Source organism: Micromonospora sonchi, from assembly GCF_014646235.1.
GTDB classification, from domain to species: Bacteria; Actinomycetota; Actinomycetes; order Mycobacteriales; family Micromonosporaceae; genus Micromonospora; species Micromonospora sonchi.
Genome location: NZ_BMNB01000003.1, coordinates 218,890 through 238,063 on the forward strand (window position 1 = coordinate 218,890; position 19,174 = coordinate 238,063).

The 19,174-nt window shown below is 68.5% G+C and carries 31 protein-coding genes; 12 read left to right on the forward strand and 19 right to left on the reverse strand.

Going from position 1 to position 19,174, the window contains the following annotated elements; all coding sequences use genetic code 11:
* Nucleotides 1-3: 3 nt before the first annotated feature.
* Genes IEY61_RS05005 through IEY61_RS05040 form a run of 9 tightly spaced genes read left to right on the forward strand, consistent with a single transcriptional unit; the run spans nucleotide 4 to nucleotide 4,833 of the window.
* The gene (locus IEY61_RS05005; RefSeq protein ID WP_189041046.1) at nucleotides 4-1,191 is read left to right on the forward strand and encodes a Gp37-like protein; all 1,188 of its coding nucleotides are present in this window, start codon (nucleotides 4-6) and stop codon (nucleotides 1,189-1,191) included.
* A 13-nt stretch (nucleotides 1,192-1,204) separates the two neighbouring features.
* Nucleotides 1,205-2,251, forward strand: a complete 1,047-nt coding sequence (locus IEY61_RS05010; protein ID WP_189041047.1) for a hypothetical protein — start codon at nucleotides 1,205-1,207, stop codon at nucleotides 2,249-2,251.
* Nucleotides 2,252-2,283: 32 nt separating this feature from the next.
* Complete coding sequence (locus IEY61_RS05015) at nucleotides 2,284-2,553, forward strand: hypothetical protein (RefSeq protein ID WP_189041048.1); 270 nt, start codon at nucleotides 2,284-2,286, stop codon at nucleotides 2,551-2,553.
* A 3-nt stretch (nucleotides 2,554-2,556) separates the two neighbouring features.
* Nucleotides 2,557-2,805 carry a hypothetical protein gene (locus IEY61_RS05020; RefSeq protein WP_189041049.1) on the forward strand — a complete coding sequence of 83 codons (249 nt, stop codon included), beginning with the start codon at nucleotides 2,557-2,559 and terminating at the stop codon, nucleotides 2,803-2,805.
* The gene (locus tag IEY61_RS05025; protein ID WP_189041050.1) at nucleotides 2,792-3,844 is read left to right on the forward strand and encodes a hypothetical protein; all 1,053 of its coding nucleotides are present in this window, start codon (nucleotides 2,792-2,794) and stop codon (nucleotides 3,842-3,844) included. The genes IEY61_RS05020 and IEY61_RS05025 overlap by 14 nt, the downstream gene beginning before the upstream one ends.
* Before the next feature lie 31 nt (nucleotides 3,845-3,875).
* Complete coding sequence (locus tag IEY61_RS05030) at nucleotides 3,876-4,163, forward strand: hypothetical protein (protein WP_189041051.1); 288 nt, start codon at nucleotides 3,876-3,878, stop codon at nucleotides 4,161-4,163.
* Nucleotides 4,147-4,350 (forward strand): DUF7620 family protein, encoded by a 204-nt coding sequence (locus tag IEY61_RS32275; RefSeq protein ID WP_444543340.1) that lies wholly within the window; start codon nucleotides 4,147-4,149, stop codon nucleotides 4,348-4,350. The genes IEY61_RS05030 and IEY61_RS32275 overlap by 17 nt, the downstream gene beginning before the upstream one ends.
* Complete coding sequence (locus IEY61_RS05035; RefSeq protein ID WP_189041052.1) at nucleotides 4,325-4,678, forward strand: hypothetical protein; 354 nt, start codon at nucleotides 4,325-4,327, stop codon at nucleotides 4,676-4,678. Before IEY61_RS32275 ends, IEY61_RS05035 begins: the two co-directional genes overlap by 26 nt.
* 2 nt (nucleotides 4,679-4,680) lie before the next feature.
* Nucleotides 4,681-4,833: a hypothetical protein gene (locus tag IEY61_RS05040; protein ID WP_189041053.1), complete on the forward strand. Its 153-nt coding sequence runs from the start codon at nucleotides 4,681-4,683 to the stop codon at nucleotides 4,831-4,833.
* Nucleotides 4,834-5,206: 373 nt separating this feature from the next.
* On the opposite strand, the gene IEY61_RS05045 is transcribed toward IEY61_RS05040, so the two are convergent.
* From IEY61_RS05045 to IEY61_RS05085, 9 genes are all read right to left on the reverse strand, one after another.
* Nucleotides 5,207-5,677: a hypothetical protein gene (locus IEY61_RS05045; RefSeq protein WP_189041054.1), complete on the reverse strand. Its 471-nt coding sequence runs from the start codon at nucleotides 5,675-5,677 to the stop codon at nucleotides 5,207-5,209.
* Nucleotides 5,678-5,721: 44 nt separating this feature from the next.
* Nucleotides 5,722-6,201 (reverse strand): hypothetical protein, encoded by a 480-nt coding sequence (locus tag IEY61_RS05050; protein ID WP_189041055.1) that lies wholly within the window; start codon nucleotides 6,199-6,201, stop codon nucleotides 5,722-5,724.
* A gap of 8 nt (nucleotides 6,202-6,209) precedes the next feature.
* Nucleotides 6,210-6,533 carry a hypothetical protein gene (locus tag IEY61_RS05055; protein ID WP_229705690.1) on the reverse strand — a complete coding sequence of 108 codons (324 nt, stop codon included), beginning with the start codon at nucleotides 6,531-6,533 and terminating at the stop codon, nucleotides 6,210-6,212.
* A 97-nt stretch (nucleotides 6,534-6,630) separates the two neighbouring features.
* A complete protein-coding gene (locus tag IEY61_RS05060; RefSeq protein WP_189041056.1) occupies nucleotides 6,631-6,942 on the reverse strand; it encodes a hypothetical protein in 312 nt (103 codons plus the stop codon).
* Between the two features lie 34 nt (nucleotides 6,943-6,976).
* Nucleotides 6,977-7,246 (reverse strand): hypothetical protein, encoded by a 270-nt coding sequence (locus IEY61_RS05065; protein ID WP_189041057.1) that lies wholly within the window; start codon nucleotides 7,244-7,246, stop codon nucleotides 6,977-6,979.
* An 11-nt stretch (nucleotides 7,247-7,257) separates the two neighbouring features.
* Nucleotides 7,258-7,689 (reverse strand): hypothetical protein, encoded by a 432-nt coding sequence (locus tag IEY61_RS05070; RefSeq protein ID WP_189041058.1) that lies wholly within the window; start codon nucleotides 7,687-7,689, stop codon nucleotides 7,258-7,260.
* Nucleotides 7,690-7,717: 28 nt separating this feature from the next.
* Entirely contained in the window at nucleotides 7,718-8,089 is a 372-nt protein-coding gene (locus IEY61_RS05075; protein WP_189041059.1) for a hypothetical protein, read from the reverse strand.
* A 132-nt stretch (nucleotides 8,090-8,221) separates the two neighbouring features.
* A complete protein-coding gene (locus IEY61_RS05080; RefSeq protein WP_189041060.1) occupies nucleotides 8,222-8,410 on the reverse strand; it encodes a DUF397 domain-containing protein in 189 nt (62 codons plus the stop codon).
* Nucleotides 8,411-8,645: 235 nt separating this feature from the next.
* Complete coding sequence (locus tag IEY61_RS05085; RefSeq protein WP_189041061.1) at nucleotides 8,646-8,900, reverse strand: hypothetical protein; 255 nt, start codon at nucleotides 8,898-8,900, stop codon at nucleotides 8,646-8,648.
* Nucleotides 8,901-9,214: 314 nt separating this feature from the next.
* Here IEY61_RS05085 and IEY61_RS05090 point away from each other — a divergent pair, with 314 nt between their 5' ends.
* Nucleotides 9,215-10,468: a helix-turn-helix domain-containing protein gene (locus IEY61_RS05090; RefSeq protein ID WP_189041062.1), complete on the forward strand. Its 1,254-nt coding sequence runs from the start codon at nucleotides 9,215-9,217 to the stop codon at nucleotides 10,466-10,468.
* Nucleotides 10,469-10,479: 11 nt separating this feature from the next.
* Entirely contained in the window at nucleotides 10,480-11,007 is a 528-nt protein-coding gene (locus IEY61_RS05095; RefSeq protein ID WP_189041063.1) for a GNAT family N-acetyltransferase, read from the forward strand.
* Nucleotides 11,008-11,109: 102 nt separating this feature from the next.
* Here IEY61_RS05095 and IEY61_RS05100 read toward each other — a convergent pair whose 3' ends face one another.
* The 10 genes from IEY61_RS05100 to IEY61_RS05145 all read right to left on the reverse strand — a co-directional run bounded on the left by IEY61_RS05100 (nucleotide 11,110) and on the right by IEY61_RS05145 (nucleotide 18,623).
* Nucleotides 11,110-11,763, reverse strand: coding sequence for a hypothetical protein (locus IEY61_RS05100; protein WP_189041064.1), 654 nt, complete (start codon nucleotides 11,761-11,763; stop codon nucleotides 11,110-11,112).
* Nucleotides 11,764-11,825: 62 nt separating this feature from the next.
* A complete protein-coding gene (locus IEY61_RS05105) occupies nucleotides 11,826-14,306 on the reverse strand; it encodes a hypothetical protein (RefSeq protein WP_229705691.1) in 2,481 nt (826 codons plus the stop codon).
* Nucleotides 14,307-14,323: 17 nt separating this feature from the next.
* Complete coding sequence (locus tag IEY61_RS05110; protein WP_189041065.1) at nucleotides 14,324-15,382, reverse strand: hypothetical protein; 1,059 nt, start codon at nucleotides 15,380-15,382, stop codon at nucleotides 14,324-14,326.
* A gap of 246 nt (nucleotides 15,383-15,628) precedes the next feature.
* A complete protein-coding gene (locus IEY61_RS05115) occupies nucleotides 15,629-16,021 on the reverse strand; it encodes a hypothetical protein (protein ID WP_189041066.1) in 393 nt (130 codons plus the stop codon).
* Between the two features lie 6 nt (nucleotides 16,022-16,027).
* Entirely contained in the window at nucleotides 16,028-16,477 is a 450-nt protein-coding gene (locus IEY61_RS05120; RefSeq protein ID WP_229705692.1) for a hypothetical protein, read from the reverse strand.
* On the reverse strand, nucleotides 16,474-16,692 hold the full coding sequence (locus tag IEY61_RS05125) for a hypothetical protein (RefSeq protein ID WP_189041067.1): 219 nt from the start codon (nucleotides 16,690-16,692) through the stop codon (nucleotides 16,474-16,476). Before IEY61_RS05125 ends, IEY61_RS05120 begins: the two co-directional genes overlap by 4 nt.
* Nucleotides 16,692-16,961 (reverse strand): hypothetical protein, encoded by a 270-nt coding sequence (locus IEY61_RS05130; RefSeq protein ID WP_189041068.1) that lies wholly within the window; start codon nucleotides 16,959-16,961, stop codon nucleotides 16,692-16,694. The genes IEY61_RS05125 and IEY61_RS05130 overlap by 1 nt, the downstream gene beginning before the upstream one ends.
* Nucleotides 16,962-16,992: 31 nt before the next feature.
* A complete protein-coding gene (locus IEY61_RS05135) occupies nucleotides 16,993-17,334 on the reverse strand; it encodes a hypothetical protein (protein ID WP_229705693.1) in 342 nt (113 codons plus the stop codon).
* A complete protein-coding gene (locus IEY61_RS05140; protein WP_189041069.1) occupies nucleotides 17,324-17,473 on the reverse strand; it encodes a hypothetical protein in 150 nt (49 codons plus the stop codon). The genes IEY61_RS05135 and IEY61_RS05140 overlap by 11 nt, the downstream gene beginning before the upstream one ends.
* On the reverse strand, nucleotides 17,466-18,623 hold the full coding sequence (locus IEY61_RS05145) for a F0F1 ATP synthase subunit B family protein (protein WP_189041070.1): 1,158 nt from the start codon (nucleotides 18,621-18,623) through the stop codon (nucleotides 17,466-17,468). Before IEY61_RS05145 ends, IEY61_RS05140 begins: the two co-directional genes overlap by 8 nt.
* A gap of 212 nt (nucleotides 18,624-18,835) precedes the next feature.
* Here IEY61_RS05145 and IEY61_RS05150 point away from each other — a divergent pair, with 212 nt between their 5' ends.
* Nucleotides 18,836-19,111: a hypothetical protein gene (locus IEY61_RS05150; protein WP_189041071.1), complete on the forward strand. Its 276-nt coding sequence runs from the start codon at nucleotides 18,836-18,838 to the stop codon at nucleotides 19,109-19,111.
* The last annotated feature ends 63 nt before the right edge of the window (nucleotides 19,112-19,174 follow it).

The following is a 19,174-nucleotide window of genomic DNA, read 5'->3' on the forward strand; positions in this document are numbered from 1 at the left end:
ACGATGGGTGTGTTTGGTGCGGCGCCGACGCAGGCGCGCTACATCCTGTGGGTCACCGACCATAACCTTGTGCCGATCTCGCAGCAGATCGATGACTGGACGTCCATCAGCGTCACGTTGAGGCACAACGAGCCGTCCTCCGGCGAGATCACGGCCCCGTCAACCCGCGAACTTGTGGAGGCGATCCGCACACCCCGGGCCCGCATCGTCTTGGAACGCAACGGCGAAATCCTGCTGGCCGGGCCGATCGAATCCACGCCCCACCAGTGGACAGCCGACGAACACGGCTTCGATGGTGCGGGTGATCTGACGGTCCGGTGGGCCGACGACCTCGCGCTGATCGCAGGAAGGCTCAGCTACCCGAACCCCGCCCAGGCGGCGACAGCGCAAACCATCGCCAAGTGGACGGCCACGGGCAACCCGGAAGCGCTGATCCGCGATCTGGTCAACCTCAACGCGGGACCGGGTGCCCTGACGGCGCGGCGGATTCCCCGACTGGTGCTCGGCCCGTCGGCCGGTGCCACCGGGTCGGTCACGTGGTCGACCCGGTTCCAGCCGGTCACCGACGACATGCGCGGTATTGCCGCGATCTCCCCGACCCGCATCGGGTTCAGGACGCAGCAGGTCGGTTCGAGCATCGAGTTTCAGGTGTACCTGCCCACGGACAGGACCCAAGGCATCTGGTTCAGCCGGTCGATGGGCAACGTGGTGTCGATCGAACATGAGCCGGAGATCGCGGCAGCGACGGTGGCGATCTGCGGCGGCAAGGACGCCGGAGCCAACCGGCTGATTTTGGAACGGGGTACGCCGGGTGACCAGCACCGCATCGAAGTTTTCGTGGACGGCTCCGGCGCCGACAACGCCACCCAGCTTTCCGCGCTCGGCGATGAGGAACTAGCCAACAGCGCAGAAGTGCAACGCCTTGCGGTGGTGGCCGCCGACATCGACGGGCAGCGGTACGGCGACTACCAGCTCGGCGACGTCGTCGCGGTTGAAGCCTATCCGGGCATGCCCGACGTGCCCGACATCGTGGCGGCGGTCGAAATCTCGGTCGACCCCGACGACGGCGAAACCGTCCGCCCCATCATCGGCGCCAACAGCGCGCAACTACTCAACCCGGCGGCAGCCGTGCAGCAGCAAATACTGCGCGCCCTCGCCCGCCGGGGTGCCCTGGTCGAAATCCCCGCCTGAGAGGAGGTGCCTCGTGGCGCAGTACGCCTACCCGACGACCGCGTACAACAACAGGGCTGTCACGCCCCGCGAGTACGAGGATTTGATGCATCCGATGGCCCCGGACGGGCTGATCGGCACCCCCGACCTGTCGGACCTCGTGTACGCGGATTCGTCGCTGCTGGGGGTGAAGATCCGCGCCACCCGGGCCGCCCTCATCAGGGGCTACCGGTGGGAGTCCGGCGAAACCGAACTCACCCAAACCGTGGACGCCAACACCACCTCCGGCACCACCCGCCGGGATTTGATCGTGCTGCGGCTGACCCGAAACCCGTGGACCGTCGCCATCGCTGTCATCAAAGGCACCCCCGCAGCGTCGCCTACCACCCCGTCACCCACCTACGGCACCAACACCGCCACCGGCGTGTGGGAACTGCCGCTGGCGGTGGTCACCGTGCCGTTCAATACGGCGACGGTCGGGGCAGGGCAGTGCGTGCAGATCGCCTGGTATGTGGGCGAAGACGGGCAGATGGTGTCGCCGACCTCTTCGACGCTGCCGCCCGGCAATCCGGGTCGGCGCGTGTACGAAAACAGTACCGGCGTCATTCGGGTGCACAACGGCACGGCGTGGCGCAAATACGCCATCGACCTCGAAACGTGTCCCGGCACCATCACCGCCGACGGCACCACACTCGCCAACATCACCTCCACCACTTTCGTCCCGGGCAGTCCGGTGGTCGGCAGGGCTTTCGTGGCCCCACCGTCGGGCGGCATTTGGGTGACGGTGGGCGGGTCGATCGCCCAGTCCGTGGCCGGATCCAACACCCGCTTGAGTTGGGAGGTGCGGCAGGGCGGCACGGTCGGCGCCGGCACGGTGATTTGGAGCCCGTCGTCGGTGCGCGGTATCTCGTGCGGGCAGGCGGTCGTGTCGGGTGGCCCGTCGCAGCTGTCGGCATCGGACCGAGATTTGGCGGACACGCTGATTCCGGGAACCACCTACAACATCCGCACCATGCACACGGTCACGTCCGGCACCGGCGGCGTCACCTACCGCAAGTTGATGGTTGAGCCGGTGCTGTGACGGCACCCGAATCGAGATGAAAGGGAGACGGCATGTTCCGCATCGAGCAGTGGGAAGGCGAGGAGGTCGGCTGGGTTATCGGCCGCCACAGCGTGCCTGAGCGTGACCGTCAGGAGTTGCTGGACTACAACCTGGCGGACGGCAACGTGTACTCGCAGGACGATCCCACCCCCGACATCATTCCGGAGCCGCCGAAGGCGGTGTTCCGGTTCGTGCCGGGCACGCCGGAGCCGCCCGCCGAACCCGAACCCGACCCTGAGCCGGACCCCGAGCCGGACCCGGACCCGGACCCGGAGCCGTAGGCCATGTTCGAGGGTGCCTGTGTAGGTGGCCCGCTCGACGGCCAGCAGGCGGTCAGCCGCTGCCCCGACGGCCTGCTGGTGGCCGACAAGCCTGCCGGCGTGTGCTGGCTGTACGACTGGCGCGACGGCCGGTTCCAGGTCCGCGAAGAGGAACCCCGACAACTCGACACTGACCGGGCCGTGTCCGCCGCCCTCAGTGATGGCTGGGACGTGATCGCCCTACCGCAGGGGGTGCCCGATGGCGGCACGTAACCCCAACCCGGCCCGCATCTCCGACCCGCTGTGGCGGATGTGGACCGAATTCGACGCAGCCGAACCAACCGCCCTGCTGGGTGGGATCCTCGCACTCAAGCCCGGCTACCACTCATACCGGTCGCGGCTACCCGGCAGCGACTACTCCTCAGGCCGTGATGTGGCCGCCGACAAACGGGGATCGGCGGAGTTGGCGTCGGCAATCGACCTGACCATGTCAACGGCGGCGATGATCCGCTACACAAGGCGGCTCGATGTGGCTGCCCGCGCCCGGGATCCGCGTCTCTACACCGACCGTGGGCCGGTCCTGCGGGAGTTCATCGGCACCAAAGACGGCCGGACCGTCTACTGCTATGTGCTGGTGGGCGGCCGGGCACTCGGCGTCGGGGCAGACGCCGGCCCCGACCCGGGCCGCGACAAGTCACACCTGTGGCATCTGCACCTGTCTGTCATCCGCCGATTCGCAGCCGACGCCGCCGCCTTGGACGGGCTGCTGTCCGTGATGCACGGCGAAACACTGGACGCGTGGCGGCGACGCACCGCCCCTCCGACCGCACCCCCAACTGTGAAGGACGCCAGCATGCAGCTCACCGACAAGATTCGGCTCATCGCCGACCGGGATGTCACCTACTCGCAGCCCACCACCACTGTGGAAGGGGTGCTGGCGTCCACCAACTACTACGTCATCCAGGGCCGCGATGTGCTGCTGGCGCAGCTCGCCGCGAGCCGCCTGCGTGAGGAGGCGATCCTCGCTGCGGTCACCGGCGGTGACAGTGATGCGGTGCTGCGGGCGGTCGCCGAGCAGGGTGACCGGATTGTGGCGGAGGTGCGGGAAACGGCTACCGCCGACGCCGACCGTGACACCGCGCTGGCCGAGCGGTTGGAGGCGTACGCGTCGGGGCGGCTGACGGCCGAGCAGGTGCTGGCCGAACTGCGGGATCTGCTGCCGGCGAAGACGCCCGCTGAGGAACCTTCGCGGGGTTGCCGGCCTAGGCCGGCAACGGTCGGCCCCTGCGGGCCCTCAACCATTGAGGGCTGACGTACGTATCAACGATTGACGGGAAGCACGCATGGAGATTCCACCGGCGCTGCTCGGCACAGGCGGGCCGGTTGGAGTCCTGCTGTTTGGGGTCGTTCTCATCTTGACCGGCCGTCTCGTGTCCCGCAGCGTCTACGAGGACCGGATCAAAGACAAAGACGCCCAGATCGTCAGCCTGCAAGCCGCGTTGACGGCAAGAGACGAGCAGGTGAAGGTACGTGACGAGCAGACCCAAAAACTGCTCGCGCAGTCTGATCTGACGGTGCAACTGCTTCAATCCCTTGCTCGGGAGGCGGGCCGTAATGATCTGGCGTCGTAAGCGCAGGCCGTCGCCTGAGGCAGTGCGTGCCCGCGAGCAGGCTGCTGCGGCGCGGCAGGACTTGGCGGCGGCACGCGCTGACGACGACCAGGTTGATCAGGTGGCGCGGCGGTTGCGGGAGTTGCGGCGGAAGAACCATTACACACCCCTTGGGAGGGGTCATGACCCAAAACAAGATCTTCGGTAGGGAGCCGGCTCTCATCGTCGGCGCGGTCGGATCCATCCTGACCGTTCTCGCCGCTCTCAACACGCCGGGCATTGACGCCGGAGCGGCAGCGGCAATCACCGCGTTCATCGCGTCGGCCATCATCGCCCTCACTACCCGCCCCTGGGCGCCGGCCCTGTTCACCGGCGTCATCGCAGCCGCTGCGGCGTTGGTCGCCGAGTACGGCATGTCAGTGCCTGACGGTGTGACTGGTGCGGTGTCCGGTGCGGCGCTGGCCTGGTTCGCCCTGGCTGGGATCCGCCCGCAGGTGGAGCCGGCAGGTGACGTGCCGGCCGAGTCGGAGGCGTGACGGTGGGGCTGCTGGTCGCGCTGCTGTTGATCGCTGCCGTCGTGCTCGCTGCCGTCCACGCGTTCGGGGTGCCGTCGCGGGTCAACCTCGGCTGGCTCGCCATCGCCTGTGTGATCGCAGCCGTCTGGATGATCCCGGCGGTCGACCGCCTGTAGCTCCTCCCCGGAGGCGGGGCGCCCTCACCCCAGCGAGGGTCGCCCCATGCCGGCCACCCGTTCCGCGTTCTGCCGCCACAAAGCGGACGCGGGCGGGTGGCCGGCTTCTCGCTGTTTTCAGGCCGCCGCCGTGGTGGTGGGGTGCGGCCAGGTGCGGTCGCCCAGCTCGACGTCGGCGCGCAGGCGGAAAACGCATGGCCAGTAGGCGCCGCAGTCTCGGCAGCGGCGGGGCTCGTCATCGCATCGGCCGTGCCGTACCGCGAGCAGCCGCCAATGCTCCCGATCCACACCGGTACATGTACCCGTTGGCGGCGCACACGGAACCGGCCCCACCTCCCGTCTCGGCGGGCTGGTGGGGCCGGATTTCGTCGTGTCACGAGCAGACAGCCGACTTCCACGACCGGAAAGCGATCTCCACCCGCTGCAAGGCGCTCGCCGCTTTCGTCGCAGCCTCCGTGTCGATACCGCCGTGCAAGCCGAGCTGCAAGTTCACGAACGCGACCTCCATGTTGTAGGCGGCGATCGCCGACGCCAGTTCCTTCGACGGCTGGCTGTCATAGCCGGACACGTTGTCTAGGAACGTCTTGCCCCGGTCGGCTGCCATCTGGATCTGGCCTTCGTTGGCTTCCGCCCAGTCGTCGGCGGTCTTGGGCACAAACAGGTCGGTCTGCCACGCGTTGTAGGCGCGTTCAGCGCTGACGCATTCGACTTCGACGGCGGCTGGTCTGGTGCTGGCGGGTGCGCTGCTGGGTGTCGTGTCGGGCTCGCTGCTGCCGCATGCGGCGAGCGTGGCGGCTATGAGGGCGGTGAGGGTGAGCGCGGCTGCGCGGGGTAGGCGTGTCATGCGGGCACCGTATCGGTGGCCGTCGAGTGGAGTGTCAGCATCGGTCACATGCTTGACTGCGCGCCGGTCGGTTCGCGCCGCATCTCCCACCACTCGTGTTCGACGCCGGCCGCAGTGGATATCCCACGCACGCCGGTGCGGTACCAGCCGTCAGCCTCATGCAGCGGAATCGGCTGCGCGAACAGGTAGGTGATCGCAGGCAGGCGGCTCGGCGCGACGATGGTGGCGTGCCGGTGCCGGTAGGCCGCCGCGTACAGGCCATGGCCGCGCCAGCCGGGGTGTTCGTAGTTGTCGCAGCAGCGCAGCAGGCCGTCTTGCTCGATGCAGGCGGCCCATGCTGCCGGTATCCACCTGCCGTCATACAGCACGGTGGCGACCGTCCACGTCTTGCCGGGTGGCTCGTCCAAGCGGTGTTCCGCATCGGCCCACATGCGGGCAAGCAGGGCGGGATTGGCGCGGATCTGCCCGATCAACTCCTCGTAGCGGCGGTGGCCGGGCGCCACGTTCACCACCTCGTACCGCACCCTGCCACCTACGGCAGTCGCGCGATTTGCACGTCAACGCCAGCGCCGCGCATCGTTGCCGCCAAATCCTCTAGCCACACCAGCGCCGCCCGACGCGGATCCTCCCCCGCCGGATGCTCGTAGATCGTCCAGATCAGCGGGCCGGCGTACACGGTGTCGTCTTTCGCCCCGCGCCGCCACGTGGCGGCGACGCTGGCGAGTTGCGGGGCGCGGTCGAGGATGGATTGGATCTCGGCGTGTACTTGGGTGCGGTCGAGTTCACCGGGGCCGATCATCGGTTTGATCAGGGCATCGGCTGCGGCGATCTCGACCTGCATGAAGTTCCAGGGCATGGGCGTCTCCGATCTCATACCGTCTGCTCACGGTGCTCTACTGTCGCAGAGGGCCGACACGAGGTGCTTCCACCATCTCGTGCCGGCCCGTCTCGGGTCAGCGGTCAGGCGTCTCGGCGCTGTACGCGGCGGCCCCCTCCCGCACCATCTGCTCCACGGCCCTCTCAGCGAACTCCGAGAGCCCGAAGTCGTCCAGGTGTGTGCGCATGTACTCCTCGCGCACATCGCGCTGGGTGCCCATGATGGCAACGAGGGTTGCGTGTGCGGGGGGCGGCACTACCTCTGGGGCCCGCTCCTGGCTGATTTCGTGGTCGATGAGTTTTTGGATGGCGGCGAGGGTGTCGTCGGCGAGCATGCCGCGAATCGTGGCGGTGTCGGCGAGGTCGATCGGGCAGGTCATGGTGTCCATCCTGGATGGTGGTGGGGGCGGGTGGCGGGTCGTGTCAGTCGAGCATCTGCATCCGGTCGGTGAGCCGCTGCATGCGCTCCGCGTCCGTGGTCGGGTCGGTGGCGAGCACCATTTCCGGGGTCATGCCGGAGGCGATGAGGGGCAGCGCCTCCGCCGGCAGGCATCCGATGTTGGCCCACTGCGCGGCCACCTCGGCGGGCTGCCCGCTCTCCATCCACTCGCGGGCGGCGCGGGAGGTGCGCAGTTGGGTCGCGGCGGCGTAGTAGGTGCGGGTGTAGTGGCGCAACTGCTCCAACCTAGTCATCGGCTACCCCTTCACTCGCCGTCGCTGGCCTGGTCGATCCACGCGTACACGGTCTTGCGCTCCACTCCGATCTCCTTCGCGATCTGGCTGACTGCACCCCTGCCCTGCGCGCCTGACCGCACACGAGCGTGGAACTGGATTGCCTCCCTCACCTGCTCCACGTAGCGGGCTGCCGCGTGCCGCTCCACCCGCAGCGCCTCCGCCTGCGCTGACCAGTCGGTGATGCACTGGACCACCTGCATGCCGGAGCATCCGGCACCGACCGAGATCAGGGTGTGTACGTGCCCGGCCCGGGTTACGGCGTCGGTAACGGCCATGCGGGCGACCTCGTTGCGGCGGGTCACTTCGGCCGGGTCGGTGTTGGGGCCGGCGGCGAGCCGGTCCCGCATCGCTTCGATGGCCCGGTCGAGTAGGGCGGCCCGCTGCGCTTCGGTTAGCTGCATGTTCTTGCTCCTGTCTGGTTGGGGCCGGTCAGAGGCAGGCGGTGCAGACCCGCTCCGTGGATCCGATGGAGGTGGCGATGTTGCCGCAGGCGCAGGTGGGGCCGGCGAGGGCGCGGCGGGCGTAGTCGATGGCTTCTTCGGGGGTGGCCTTGTACAGTTCGCCGCCCTCTTCCAGTTGGGGTGCGTACCAGGTCCAGCGGTAGCCGTTGTTGCCCTTGCGGCGGGCGAGTACGACGGTGATGCCGTCGATGTCGATTTCGTCGCCGGGCTGGTGGGTGGGGGTGGTTTGCATGGTGGCCTCCTGTGCGGCGGCGAGTTTGGTGGCGCGGCACTTGCGGCGGGCGTAGGGGGTTTGGGCGTGGTCGCACTGGGCCTTGTGGGGGATCCGCTTGGCGATCATCTCTGCCTCCCTCGCTCAACTCCTGTTCCCTCACCATACACAAGACACATAGTTTTGTGTAGCAGGTAACCGGAATGGTGTGCGAGAGAAGCCCCGCCAGCCTCAGCCAACGGGGCATCCCAGCACTCACGGTCAGACTGAGGTCAGCTCACCTCGCGCCGCAGACCGCACGAACGCCGCGAACGCGTCGGGCGCGAACGCCAGCACCGGCCCGGACCGGTCCTTCGTGTCCCGCACGTCGACCACCTCACCGATCCGCACCTCGACGCAGTTGTCGCAGTTCGGTCCGCTCTTGCTGCTCTTGAACCACCCACGCTTCATGCTGTGCTCCTCTTGCTCCGCCCGACCCTCGCCGGGCATCCCATTGGGGTGGTCTACTCGCCAACCTGGCGGCGCGCCGGCCAGTCGGGCAACTGCTCGCGCGCCCACGCCTCCTGCCTGCACCCGCCCTTACCTGGGCAGGACACACAGCAACGCCGCTCCTCATCGTGGGCTCGCAACGTCAACGCCGCCGAGAACTCCACACTGCCTGCGTCGATGGGCTCATCCAGGCGGCTCATGGCTGCCCCATCTCGGCGCGGACGGCGGACACCAGCACACGGCCTTCCCAGCAGTGGTCACGCCCGCAATCCGGCCGGTGGTGGTTGCAGTCGTGGCCGTGCGCGGACACCAGCCCAGCCGACATTTCCTGACCGACAGCAACAACGTTGATCAGCACGTCTTCGGTGGCGGGATCACCACCGGGGGTGTACCACTCGCCTCGCCGCAGCATGAGCACAGTGCCGGCCGGCACACGGAGGTCGATCCTCACCGCGCCCACCTCCGGGCTGCGGGCCGATTGGCGGCGATCCGGTTGGGGCACGCCTGCCGTGTTCGGCCGGTGTTCCGTCGTCTGTCCACGTCGTTTCCCCCTCGCGTCTGTGGGTTGTGGTGGCCGTGCCGGGCGTCCTGGGGGGTGACGCCTCGGGTGGCGACGGCGCGGCCACCACAACCTCGCGGGCTCGCAGCCGCTCTAGCGACTCGACTGTCCACGTCGAGCGGCGCGGTCATGCCCGAAACACCCCGCCCGTACAGGGGGGCCTGAGTCCACGATCGCCGATACGCTGCCGTTATGGCAGGTGTGGCATGTGGCACCACACCGCAAGCCACACGCTGGGGGGCGTAATGGATGGTTTTGGGAGCACACTGAGACGGCACCGGACAGCAGCCGGACTCGGCCTACGAGGGCTAGCGAAACAGGTTCACGTCGACTACAGCCACCTAGCGCGAGTCGAACGCGGCGAATGCCGACCCACCGCAGACCTCGCGCAACGCTGCGACACCGCACTCAACGCCGCCGGTGCACTGATCGATGCGTACCACCGCGAGCAGGCGAGCCCAGACATGCACAGACGCACAATTCTCGGCGCAATGGGCGCCCTAGCCGTCGCACCGGTCGGCCCCCTCATCGGCCTGGAAGCACTGCGGCACAGTCTCGACCCCGGCCGGAAACAAGCAGACGAGTGGGACAGGATCGTCGCCGACTACGGGCGTGACTACTACACCCTGCCAGCCGCCGACCTGGCCGAGCAGTTGCGGGCCGATCTGACGGTCCTCGCCCACCAGATCGGAGCGAGCCCAGCCGACCGTGATCTCATGCGCGTCGCCGCGCACCTGTCGGCGATCATGGCCATGGGTTTGTCCGCCGCCGGCCAGCATGGGATGGCCCGCCGGTGGTGGCGAACAGCCCGGAACCACGCCGACCAGTCGCGGGATGCGGACTGCCGGGTGTGGGTGCGGGATTGGGAGGTGGTCAACGGCACCTACGAGCAGCGTCCAACCGCCGCCATCCTGGATCGGGCCGGCGAGGCGGTAGCTATCGCAGGTAGCCGGGTGTCGGTGGGGCATGTGGGAGTGCTGTCGGGGCGGGCGCAGGCGCTGGCGGTGGCCGGTCGAGTCGCTGAGGCGAGGGATGCGTTGGCGGCGACAGCGGCGATGACTGACCGAATGCCTGCCGCTGTGGCTGCTGACGCCGACAGCATGTTCGGCTGGCCGGAGGTGCGGTTGCGGCACACCGAATCGTTTGTGTACACCCACATCGGTGATGTGGTGGCGGCGGCTGAGGCGCAAGAGCGGGCACTTGACCTGTATCCGGCCGAGTTGGGCAGGGAGCGGGCGCAGATGCTGATGCACCGGGCGTCGTGCCTGATTCAGGGCGGGCATGTCGGGGATGGGCTGCGGTTCGCCGCTGACGTGCTGGATGCGCTGCCTGCGGCAGATCACACGGCGCTGCTGTATCAGGTGGCCCGCACGGTGGTGGCTGTTGTGCCGGAGAGGGAGCGGCGCCGTGTGGAGGCTGTCGAGTTGCGGGACCGTCTCACCGCCCTGCCGGCGGGTTAGGCTTTCCCGCCATGGCTGACCTTGTGTGGACGCTCGCCGACGCCGAAACCGCCACGCGGCACACCGACCAGATCCGTGACCTGTACGCGACCGTGTACGCCGAGCCCCCGTATTGCGAGGGGCCGGAGCATGTCGCACAGTTCGGGCGCTGGTGGAAGGGCCACCTCAAGCAGCCCGGGTTCGCGCTCGCCACGGCACGGGATGGGGAACGTCTGGTGGGCGCCGTGTACGGGTACACGATGCCCTCCGGCGAGTGGATGGAACCGGACGCGGACGAGCCGCCCGCCGAGCTGCGGGAGGCGGAGAAGTGTTTCGTGGTGGAGTGGATGGCGCTGCCCGGCTACCGCAGTAAGGGTGTGGGCCGGCACCTCCTGTCGATGCTGCTGCAACCCCGCCGGGAGCCGTGGGCGGTGCTGGCCGCCAACCCGGCGGCCCCGGCGCGCAGGCTGTATGAGCGGATGGGGTGGGTGCAGCACGGGCAGATCAGGCCGCGCGCGATCCCGGACATGGATGTGTTGGTGCTGCGGCTCAACCCGTAACCCAGGCGGTCGAACTATTGAGCGCGGGGAAATAGTTCACGCCCCCGAAGCGCGGAAGCCCCCGCCGGACCAACGTCCACGCGGGGGCTCACACGTCTCCGGCTACCTGCGGCGGCGGCGGCGTTTCCGGTTTGGCCACCACGCCAGCAGCCAACCCAGCGACCCAAGCACGGCGGCGTTACGGGGCTCCTCCCAACTGGCCCAGTAGCCGGAACCCAGCCACCACACCCCGCCGACAATCAACGCCCACACCGCCGTCCAGCCGATGACGCGGGCACGATGGCGACGCCACCACCGGGACAGCCACACCGGAGCGCGACGGCGAGTGCGCCGAGCCGGACGCCCTCCGGGGCGCGGGCCACGCTGGCGGGGCACACGCGGATTCTGCGGCTGCCAGCCCGGCTCCCGGGCCTGCCGGTGCTCCTTCGCCCGCCACACCTCAATGCGGTCCGGGTTGTCCAAGTTGAAGTCGTAGTTGTAGACGGGCCGCTGCGGCTTCTGACCCGGCACGAGCGCCACCCCGTTGCGGATCCACCACTCCTCCCGGCCCGCCAACTCGTCGGCAGTCCAGTAGCCTTCCTCGATCACCCACGACCCGCCGCAGATCGTGTCGGAGAACGGCTGATCGGCGCGGTGCTGCTCCTGGCGTTCCCAGACCGTCTGCACGCTCTTACCGATGTAGCCGACAATCGGCGGCCTGCCAGGGATGATCTGCCCGGTGGTCTTGTCGACGGGCAGAGTGGGGATGCCGTACACGACACTACGACGGCGCTCCCCCGCAGGACGCTGGCGAGGAACACGACGCGAACGCTGTACGGTCACTGCGCCGCCCCCGACGCCTGGTCGAACAGGGACGGCGAACCCTTGCCGGGCACCTCGTAGAAGCCGTTCTTGATGCGCCGGAGACGCCTGTCCGCCATCAGATCAGTGAGCGCCTTGTCTCGGGTGCTGTCCTTCATCTGCTCACCCATGCGAGCCAGTTGGGCGATCAACTCGTCTTTGGTGACCTGGCCTGCTTCGTTGGCGGCCTGAACGGCGGCGTCGAAGACCACCTCACGCGACACCCGACCCGAACCGGTCATCGGCGGCGCCGGCTGCTGCGGAGCCCGCAAGTGAGCAGGCGTGGCCTGCGTGACGGCGGCAGCCTCCAACAGTTCGATGGCCTTCCCACCCGACAGCAGGTCGGCGTCCGACCGGCCAGCAGCCAGCAGCAGTTCGGCCCGCTGCTTCCGGTCACCCCACAGCGGCCCCGACTCCTGCTGCGCCTCACGCCCGAACACCCCAGGGGTTAGCGTCGACTGGCCGTCGGCGTCGACCAGCCACACGCTCATGTCGTCGCCGGTGTAATCGGCCCGCCCGTACACGTCCCGACCGTTGATGCCCTGCATGTACATCAGCCCGGCCGTGGTCTCACCGGCCGCGCAGGTGTGCTTGCCCCACACGTCCGGCAGTTCCGTCGGATCGATGGGGCAGTCCCCGTCGACCGCCGACCGGCCCGCGACATCAGTCATCGCCCGGAAGATGATCGTCTGCCCGGCCTTCAACTGCTCCTTGATGTAGGTGGAGCCACCCAGGTTGTAGGCGGCCGGAATCTGCGTGATCAGCCGCATCTTGATCCCACACTTGCGGCCCATCCCCACCAGCTTCTCCACCATCTCCAAGATGGTCGGATCGTCAATGAACGACTGCACCTCATCCAAGGTGATCACCAGCAGCGGCATGCTCTTGGTGGGTCGCCACGTCTTGATGTCGTTCGCCGACAACACGTCGTTGCGCCGGTACATCTCCTTCAACGCGGCCAGCAACATCAGCGTGATCTCGGACTTGTCGCGGGCAAACCAGTCGACAGACTTCTTCAACGACCCGTACGACTGTCCGCCCTGCGGGTCACCCACCCAGTCCAACACGAGCCCGTTGGAGTGCAGCGACGCGAGCAGCAGTTGGGCGACCAGCTCAGACTTGCCGGAGCCGGTGCACCCGGAGATGAGGTCGTGGGCGGCGCCGGTTTTCGTCCACCACTGGTACCAGATGTCTTCGCCGTCGTCGTAGCGGCCGATGCGGGACCGGCCGTTCTTCCAGTCGTTGGCAACAGTGCCGGGCCACAGCTTCGTTTCGGCGAGCGGGTTGTCGGGCTGCACCCGCAGCCACCCGGTCGACAGGTCCGACGGGTCGGCGGAGAACGACACATCGGCGTACGTGCACTTGTAGGCGGCGGCGATACGGCCGAGCAGGTTGGGTCGCTGCTCCCGCATGTTGATGGAGCCGTCGACCTTCGCAACAACCTTCGCCTTCCAGTTGGGCAGGCGGGTGCGGATGCTGGCGCCCACCTCGCAGGCGGGTAGCTGCTCGTAGTCGACCAGTTCGGTACCCGCCAATGGGCCGCCTTGGCAGCCGATGAGCATGGCCCAGGTGGTGACGGCGCGGGTCCGCACCGGGTCGGGCGCTTCGACGGGCGGGGCAGTTTCCACAACAGCGGTGGTGTCGACCTGCGGCAAGTCAGCGAACATGCGGCGTTGCTCGCAGCGGTCCCACCACGGCTTCACACCAACCGCCCAGCGGATGATGGCGGCGGCGGCGATGATCCTGCCGGCCCACGTGTTGATGTCGGTGGCAGCGAGCGCGGCAGCCCACAGCCCGCCTTCCCCTGCTGCGAGGGCGGCGCGGGTGGCGCGGCGTTTGATGTGGACGACGCGGCGGCCGGTGCGCTGTCCCCGCTCGATGCGGTTGCGGGCGACAGCCCGGCGGGTGAGGGTCCGCTTCGTCATGTAATAGGTGAGCCCGGCGGCCGGAAGCGCCGCGATGCCCAGCTCGGCGGGCGCGACGTCGGCGAGGCCGGCGAGGGCTTCGGTGGTGAACGCGGCAGCGGGCAGGGCGAGCGTCTTCGCCGTGTCGCCGTACATGCGGCGCGTCTCCCGCAGTACCGCACCCAGCCGGTTGGGCTGCTTCGGCGGCACCAGCTGCTCGCCGTGGGCGCGGCAGTGCACCGCCGGATCGCCGGGCAGCAGCCACTCGAACTCGCCGCAGCGTTCCTTGCCGCCGCCGTTGACGTTGCGCATGCGCGGGCACTGGTAGCGCAGGTGTGCGGTGCGCTGGTTGTCGCCGTCCACGGGCACGTCGTAGGGCATGCGCTTGCGGCGGTCATCAGTCGGGTCGATGTACCAGTTCTGCATCTTGGCCGCCCCCACCGGGACCGGCGTGGGGGCGGGCTTGCGGGTGTGCCCGTCGATGTTCGGCTGGGTGTGCCGGGCGCGGGCGTCGCTGTTGGGCAGCGGCGCCGGCCGGTGCGTCGTCGTTGCCATGATCTGTCTCCTCTGGGTTAGCTGTTGACGCGGTCGAAGGCGCGGGCCACGTTGCCGAGCAGCGGCGTCACCTCAGCGGTGCACGCGCGGGCGTTCGCCACCGCCGCCGCCATCGCCTCAGCCGACGCCGCCGTGTTCGCCACCACGTGCGACCGGCCGGACATCTGCACGACCCCCATCGTCTGCTCGCCCAGGGAGGCGATCCGGCCACGCAGCCGGTTCAGGGTGGCCACATACTCCTGCGTGGCCTGGTCGACGGCGGCCTGGATGGCGCGGGCCTCGGCGGCACCGGACACGACACCGGTAACAGCGGTCTGGGTGGTTGCTACTGCGGTCATGGTTCCTCCTGCGGTGATCGCCGCCACGGGTGCGGCAGGCGTGGTGCTGGTTTCGGATCGGATGGGGTCGCCGACGGTGGCGTCCACCCTGATCGGTCCCCGGTCCTCGGCCGGGCTGGCGGGTGGCGGTCCGGGGTGAGGGCCGGGCCGGGTCGTGTAGGTGTCGTCGTCGTGGACGGTGGTCGACTCCCACCGCTCCCCGTCGTTGTCTGAGCCGGTGTTGTCTCCCCCGCCCGCCTCGGCGGCCTGCGGGGCGGGGTCGGTGGGCTTCGGGTCGGCCGTGTCGCCACCGGCCGGGTTCTCCGGCGTCTGCGGCTGACCGGCGCCGTCGCTGTCGGATGCGGGCGGATCCGCCGGGGCGGCCACCTTCCAGCCCTGCACCTTGCGGGCCGCCTCATCGTCCACGCGGCGGTTCAGACGCTCACGCCACGACAGCGCATCCTGCTCGGCCTCATCCGCAAGCCGCTCCGCACGATCCGACTGGCGCTTGCGGTCCCGGTCCGTCCAGTAGTCCCGCCACATGTTCGACAGGTGGCGGCGCATCGGCCCGCCCTCCACCGCTGGCTCCACACCCGCGTCGGTGAGCTTCTTCCGCAGCGCCTTCGCCGCGTCGGACTCCTCACCACGGCGGGCGGCCTGCCACTCTTGCAGCAGGCCACCCGACCAGTCCGGGTTGCGCTGCAACATCCCGTAGATCGCGAGGATGGTGACGCCGATGGAGATCGGGTCGATGACCACCGGTCAGCCCTTTCGCTCACGGCCGGGAAACACGGTCAACTCGTCCGCGCTGATAGCGGCACGGTCGACACACGCCCAGCAGAACGCCTCGCCTGCGACTGAGCAGCCCGCACAGCCGCTGGTCAGATAGGCGTCTGCGTTGGCCGCACCGCAGCCGACGCAACCGTCTCCTGACATCGGAGTCCAGGTGCCGCACACAACGCTGTGAGCGGCTGCCACCGCGTGGGCGTTCAACCGGCCCACCGGTCACATCCCCAGGAAGGCGCGCAGGCCGGTGATGATCCCGTCGATCGGCATCAGCAGCGCGTCGTACGCGCTCCCGAGACCACCGCCGGTGATCCGCATCAGCGTCGGCGCGAGCACGATCAGGATGAACGCCGGCCAGTCCGGGCGCCGGTCCGCGATGTCCACGACGATGAACATCAGCGCCGCCAGGGATGCGATGGCGGCCCCCCCGGACGAGATGCCGACGGCGTTACCGAACTCGCTGGACATGCCGACCCCGCCCAGCAGGGCGGCCCCCCACGCGATCCACGAAAACACCTTCGACACCTTCTGGTGCTTGAGGCGCTTCGCGATCAGGTACTGGGCGGTGATGCCGATGATGACCAGACCGAAGCCGATACCCACGTTGAACATGACAGGTCACCCCTTTCCGAGGGCGAAAGTGGCGGCGAAAGCCGCGAAGGCGAGGTAGAACAGCCACCGCCGCACCGGGCGGGCGGTGAGGTAGCGCAGCGGCCCCTGCAAAAACGTGGGAGCCACCAACAGCAGCAGAAGCATCAGGTACCGGTCGGTGTGGTTGGAGATCAACCAGGCGAGCCGCAAACCCTCCGACCGGGCGGGAACCCGGCGCACATCCACAGCCGTGGTGCGCCACGTGGCAGCCAGCGACAGGGGGCGGTCGGTCCACAACCACCACCGGCGGAAACCCCTCCGGACGTTGGCGACCAGCAGCGCCGGCCGAATCTTGCCAACACTCAACGTGACCGGTATCCTCGCGCCCGCGCGCGCGGGCGCAGGCGGGCTGTCCAACACCGGCACCCTGCCGTTTCGAGGGGATCGAATTTCACTCGGCGTAACCGTCGCGGTCATCGGGTGGCCTCCTTCCTGGCCTCAGTCAGCTCGGCGATCCGGGCCCGCACCAGGTCGGTGGTGGCCTGCAAATGGTCCGGTCCGGCGTGGAACGCCTCCGCCACCAGCCAGTGGCACAGCGCCCACAACACCTCCTTCGGGGTACGGGCCGCCTTCACCTTGTTCTCGTGCCACGTACGGCGGTTGACCTCGGGTTTCGTGCGCCTGCCGGCCATCACTCCCCCTCGCTGGCCGGCATCGCCCACCGCCACAACACCGGGCCACGGCCCTTCCCGTCGGTGTCGATGTCCCGCACTTCCAGGTGAAACTCGTGGGCCAGGTCGCGGCGGGCACCGGAGCGCAGCACCGCGCCGAGCAGATGCCGGTTCAGGTCCCTCTTCGTTTCGCTGGCGTCGTCCAGGTCGATGGCGGTCAGGAACGGGTTGATGTCCCGCACCGGCCTGCCGTTGTGGAAGACGTTGATCTCATAGATTTTCGATGCCATCGAATCCTCGAATTCCGTGGGTTTCCGCAGGTCAGGGCGTATTCGCCGGGTCGTTGGGGTGGGGCTCGTCGGTGTCGGCGTACACCCACTTGCGGCCTTCGCGGGCCACCTCGGCGACCAGCAGCATCGCGATGCCGACCAGCGCACCGGCGACGACGGCGGCGACCTTCGACAGGTCGATGAGGGTGTTGGTGGCGAACCCTCCGACGGCGGCAGCACCAGCGAACGCGGCGGCGAGGCCGACCCACTCGGAGGCGATCTGCCGCCAGTCACGGTGCTTGATGACCTTGGTGTGGTCGATGACCTCCCCGGTGGTGGGGACGGCCACGGCGGCGGCTCGGGTGACGGTGGCGGGCAGGGTGTCAGTGGTCATCGGTGGTGTCCTCCTCCGGCTCGGATGTCAGGTAGATGAAGGTCTTCGGGAAGCTCTGCCACACCTCTCGGAGGACGGCGGCAGCGTCGGCTTGGATGCGCCTCCGGAGGTCGTCCGGCAGCTCCGACAGGTCAAGCACTGGTCACCTCCGGCAGGCCGGTGGTGGTGTCATCGGTGGCGTCGGTGGCGTCCTCCGTCGTGGTGTCGGAGGTGGCAGCGGAGTGCCACCGCTGGATGGCCTCCAACAGTCGCGGAGCCCGCCCCCAACCGCAGCCGACGATCTTCACAATGTCGGCCTGCGACCACTGGTAGTTGGCCTCCGGATGTTCGGCGAGGCACTTCTGAACTGCCTCTTCGTCCGAAAGGGATACCCGCACGGGCGCGGCGGTGGTGGTCTTGTTGCGGCCTCCGGAGGTTTTGCGTCCGCCTCCGGTGCGGTAGTCGGAGATGTTGGTGGTGCGCGCCTCCGCCTTCGCGAGGGCGACAGCCTCCGCAGCCTTCGCACGAACCTCCGCCAGGGTGGCCCGGTGCTCGGCGGTGGCGTGCTCCGCTGCCGCCCGGAGGTTGGCGATGGTGGCCTCCGCGTCGGCGTTCCGCTGCCGGAGGATGCCCACCTCCGCTTCGGCTTCGGTGCGGATACGGTCGACCTCCGACTGTGCCTCCGCGCGGATGTCGGCGATCTGCCGTTCGGTGGTGGTGCGGATGGAGGCGGCCTCCGCCTCCGCGCGCTGCACCTTGGCGATGGCGTCTTCGGTGATCTGGTTGATGGTGGCGCGGGCCTCCGCGAGTTCGGCGGTGGCGGTGCGGAGTTGTTCGGTGGCGGTGCGGTGGCGGTCGTCGTCGGCCTTCTGGCTGGCTTCCTTGGCCCGGATGACGTCGGCGATCTTCCGCTGGAACTGTGCGGCGGCTTCGACGGCGAAGAACATGAGGAGCGGACCCCACGTGTGGGAAAGCACCCCACCAAGGTCGGGACCGCCTTCCTTGAACCACGAGCCGGCGGTGTTGAGCGCCCAGGTGGCGAATCCGGCGACCCAGCGGAGGGAGCCGACCCAGCCGGCTTTGACGCCGTACTGGGCGAGGATGGGGGTGGCGACCATGCCGACGGCGAGGGCCCCGTCTGCGATGAGGCTGAGCATCCAGGCGGTTTCTTTGGGGATGCCGTGGCTGATCAGGTAGCCGTAGACGATGGGTACGCCGTAGACCATGATGCCGACGACGACCGCCCAGGCGAGGCGGTTGACGATCCGCGCGGTCTTGCGCAGACGGTCGAGATCATCGTTCACGATCATCGTCCCCACCTCCTTGGTTGGCAGTCAATGCGCGCAGTCGCTCGCGTTTTCAGGGCCAAGCATGGCACACTCGGAACAGTTGGTACAAGCGACATGACCTGAACGGTTGGAACGATATCCGAGGATGGTGGCCGATGGCGGCGGTGGTGATCGCGAACCCTTGGAACGCTCGGTACGCTCACCACCAAATCGAGCGGCGGAGAGCAGGGGCGATGGGGGACGACAGCAAGGCGCGACGTCTGCAAGACGAGCGGGCCGAATTGGAACGCCGCGTACGGGCAGGCGAATGGTTGAAGATCGGCCTTGCTGCGAAGCTCCTCGAAATTGGCCGCACCACCGTGCATCGGATGCTCGACAACGAGAAGATCGGCTACCGGTGGACACCCAACCGGACGCAGCGGGAGTGCGACCCTGCGGACATCGTCCGGTTGCTGGATGAGCGCCGGGAGCGTCAGGTCGGCAAGTCCGCTACCCCACCGTCCGAATAGCCGTGTCATGCCTGCCAGCGTGTTGTTTGCGGCAGCGCACGGGAACGGCATCCGGTGAGCAGC

Coding starts and splice junctions, on each gene's coding strand:
- IEY61_RS05060 (WP_189041056.1), bottom strand. CDS start 6,942: ATGGACACCATGACCTGCCCGATCGACCTCGCCGACACCGCCACGATT.
- IEY61_RS05115 (WP_189041066.1), bottom strand. CDS start 16,021: ATGTTCAACGTGGGTATCGGCTTCGGTCTGGTCATCATCGGCATCACC.
- IEY61_RS05015 (WP_189041048.1), top strand. CDS start 2,284: ATGTTCCGCATCGAGCAGTGGGAAGGCGAGGAGGTCGGCTGGGTTATC.
- IEY61_RS05055 (WP_229705690.1), bottom strand. CDS start 6,533: ATGCCCTGGAACTTCATGCAGGTCGAGATCGCCGCAGCCGATGCCCTG.
- IEY61_RS05125 (WP_189041067.1), bottom strand. CDS start 16,692: ATGGCCGGCAGGCGCACGAAACCCGAGGTCAACCGCCGTACGTGGCAC.
- IEY61_RS05045 (WP_189041054.1), bottom strand. CDS start 5,677: ATGACACGCCTACCCCGCGCAGCCGCGCTCACCCTCACCGCCCTCATA.
- IEY61_RS05035 (WP_189041052.1), top strand. CDS start 4,325: ATGACCCAAAACAAGATCTTCGGTAGGGAGCCGGCTCTCATCGTCGGC.
- IEY61_RS05005 (WP_189041046.1), top strand. CDS start 4: ATGGGTGTGTTTGGTGCGGCGCCGACGCAGGCGCGCTACATCCTGTGG.
- IEY61_RS05145 (WP_189041070.1), bottom strand. CDS start 18,623: ATGATCGTGAACGATGATCTCGACCGTCTGCGCAAGACCGCGCGGATC.
- IEY61_RS05080 (WP_189041060.1), bottom strand. CDS start 8,410: ATGAAGCGTGGGTGGTTCAAGAGCAGCAAGAGCGGACCGAACTGCGAC.
- IEY61_RS05095 (WP_189041063.1), top strand. CDS start 10,480: ATGGCTGACCTTGTGTGGACGCTCGCCGACGCCGAAACCGCCACGCGG.
- IEY61_RS05065 (WP_189041057.1), bottom strand. CDS start 7,246: ATGACTAGGTTGGAGCAGTTGCGCCACTACACCCGCACCTACTACGCC.
- IEY61_RS05075 (WP_189041059.1), bottom strand. CDS start 8,089: ATGATCGCCAAGCGGATCCCCCACAAGGCCCAGTGCGACCACGCCCAA.
- IEY61_RS32275 (WP_444543340.1), top strand. CDS start 4,147: ATGATCTGGCGTCGTAAGCGCAGGCCGTCGCCTGAGGCAGTGCGTGCC.
- IEY61_RS05070 (WP_189041058.1), bottom strand. CDS start 7,689: ATGCAGCTAACCGAAGCGCAGCGGGCCGCCCTACTCGACCGGGCCATC.
- IEY61_RS05120 (WP_229705692.1), bottom strand. CDS start 16,477: ATGACCGCGACGGTTACGCCGAGTGAAATTCGATCCCCTCGAAACGGC.
- IEY61_RS05130 (WP_189041068.1), bottom strand. CDS start 16,961: ATGGCATCGAAAATCTATGAGATCAACGTCTTCCACAACGGCAGGCCG.
- IEY61_RS05105 (WP_229705691.1), bottom strand. CDS start 14,306: ATGGCAACGACGACGCACCGGCCGGCGCCGCTGCCCAACAGCGACGCC.
- IEY61_RS05030 (WP_189041051.1), top strand. CDS start 3,876: ATGGAGATTCCACCGGCGCTGCTCGGCACAGGCGGGCCGGTTGGAGTC.
- IEY61_RS05090 (WP_189041062.1), top strand. CDS start 9,215: ATGTGGCACCACACCGCAAGCCACACGCTGGGGGGCGTAATGGATGGT.
- IEY61_RS05135 (WP_229705693.1), bottom strand. CDS start 17,334: ATGACCACTGACACCCTGCCCGCCACCGTCACCCGAGCCGCCGCCGTG.
- IEY61_RS05025 (WP_189041050.1), top strand. CDS start 2,792: ATGGCGGCACGTAACCCCAACCCGGCCCGCATCTCCGACCCGCTGTGG.
- IEY61_RS05020 (WP_189041049.1), top strand. CDS start 2,557: ATGTTCGAGGGTGCCTGTGTAGGTGGCCCGCTCGACGGCCAGCAGGCG.
- IEY61_RS05150 (WP_189041071.1), top strand. CDS start 18,836: ATGGGGGACGACAGCAAGGCGCGACGTCTGCAAGACGAGCGGGCCGAA.